2 protein-coding genes are annotated in these 1,232 nt (G+C 68.5%); both read left to right on the forward strand.

Features of this window, described 5'->3' with window-relative positions:
• Positions 1 to 63: 63 nt before the first annotated feature.
• The gene (nucS, locus tag ACFWPJ_RS33285) at positions 64 to 807 is read left to right on the forward strand and encodes an endonuclease NucS (RefSeq protein ID WP_378857568.1); all 744 of its coding nucleotides are present in this window, start codon (positions 64 to 66) and stop codon (positions 805 to 807) included.
• A gap of 10 nt (positions 808 to 817) precedes the next feature.
• The gene (locus tag ACFWPJ_RS33290) at positions 818 to 1,108 is read left to right on the forward strand and encodes an ATP/GTP-binding protein (RefSeq protein ID WP_378857570.1); all 291 of its coding nucleotides are present in this window, start codon (positions 818 to 820) and stop codon (positions 1,106 to 1,108) included.
• Positions 1,109 to 1,232: the final 124 nt, after the last annotated feature.

The raw sequence follows: 1,232 nt of genomic DNA on the forward strand, positions 1-1,232 counted from the left end.
CGCCCCTCCAGCTTGGGGGGAGGGCCTTTTTGCGTTCCCGGTCCCGTCACCTAGAGTTTTGGGGTGCGCCTTGTCATTGCTCGTTGCCAGGTCGACTATGTCGGTCGACTGACCGCCCACCTTCCGATGGCTCGCCGATTGCTGCTGATCAAGGCTGACGGGTCGGTGCTCGTGCATTCCGACGGCGGCTCCTACAAGCCGCTGAACTGGATGAGCCCGCCGTGCTGGCTGGAGGAACGCGATATCGCGACTCTGGTTCCCGAGGAGCTGCCCAACGGTGTGACGCCGCTGCGGGAGGGCAAGACGGCGCTGCCGGACACCATCAAGGCGCTGTGGGTGGTGACCAACAAGGCCGGCGAGGAACTGCGCATCACCATCGAGGAGATCGAGCACGACTCCTCGCACGAACTCGGCGTCGACCCCGGCCTGGTCAAGGACGGCGTCGAAGCGCATCTGCAGGAGCTGCTGGCCGAACACGTGACGAAGCTGGGCGAGGGGTACACCCTGATCCGGCGTGAGTACATGACGGCGATCGGCCCGGTGGATCTGCTGTGCCGCGACGCAGACGGCGCGACGGTGGCGGTGGAGATCAAGCGGCGCGGTGAGATCGACGGCGTCGAACAGCTCACCCGCTACCTCGATCTGCTCAATCGCGATCCGCTGCTGGCGCCGGTCGCCGGCGTGTTCGCGGCCCAGCAGATCAAGCCGCAGGCGCGCACGCTCGCCGAGGTCAGGGGGATCCGCTGCCTCACGCTCGATTATGACGAGCTGCGTGGCACGGAGAGCAACGTTTTCCGCCTTTTCTAGGCTGGGAACCATGCCGCGACGTAAACCACGCTCCGGGCGACGTAGCGATCCGGCGCCCATCGGGGACGTGTACGGGCGCACCGAGGACGGGCCCGGCGACGAAACCTACATCGTCCGAACGGTTCCCGGCGCCAGGGCGGTCAAGACGTATCGGTGCCCTGGCTGTGATCACGAGATCGCGCCCGGCGTCGCCCATATCGTCGCCTGGGCCGCCGAGGGCGGCGAGGACGACCGCAGGCACTGGCACCAGGGCTGCTGGAACAGCAGGCGCACCCGCGGCATCACCCGCCGCTGGTCCTGACCCGCAAGACGACGAAAAGCGAATTGGGGGGGGGGCGGGGCCGGGGGGGGGGGGGGTGGGGGGGTAATGCGTGGGGGGGGGGGTGGTGGGGGGGGGGGCGGGGTGTGCGGGGGTGGTGGGGTGT

The organism is Nocardia sp. NPDC058497 (assembly GCF_042720195.1).
In the GTDB taxonomy this organism is placed as follows: domain Bacteria; phylum Actinomycetota; class Actinomycetes; order Mycobacteriales; family Mycobacteriaceae; genus Nocardia.